Raw genomic sequence first — 352 nt, 5'->3', positions numbered from 1 at the left:
CGGTGACCGAGAGCGAACTGGTGTTGGTCGCCAGCACCGTTCCCGCGTCCACCACCTGCTCGGCTGCGGCCAGCAGCTTCGCCTTCAGCCCGGCGTCCTCCGGTACGGCCTCCACGACCAGCTCGGTCGCCGGGTCCAGCCCGGTCACCGCGTCGGCGAAGGCCATCCGGCCCAGCACCTCGGCCGGGTCGGCGTCGATCAGCCCGCGCCCGGCGGCCCGCTCAAGGGACCCGGCGATCCGCTCGCGGACCGCCTCGGCCGCCTCGCGGCTCTGCTCGACCACGGTGCCCGGCGCCCCGGCCCTCGCGAAGGACTGGGCGATGCCCGCGCCCATCCCCCCGCCCCCGATCAC

The 352-nt window shown here is 76.4% G+C and carries 1 protein-coding gene; it reads right to left on the bottom strand.

Annotated features, from left to right (window positions below):
- The coding region (locus HTV45_RS33495) for a 3-hydroxyacyl-CoA dehydrogenase NAD-binding domain-containing protein (protein WP_251693415.1) at positions 1-352 on the bottom strand (352 nt) is incomplete at both ends.

This window comes from Streptomyces sp. CHD11, from assembly GCF_018638295.1.
GTDB lineage: Bacteria > Actinomycetota > Actinomycetes > Streptomycetales > Streptomycetaceae > Streptomyces.
The sequence above is the reverse complement of the archived record's forward strand: the minus strand, read 5'-3'. Positions and strand labels throughout refer to the sequence as shown.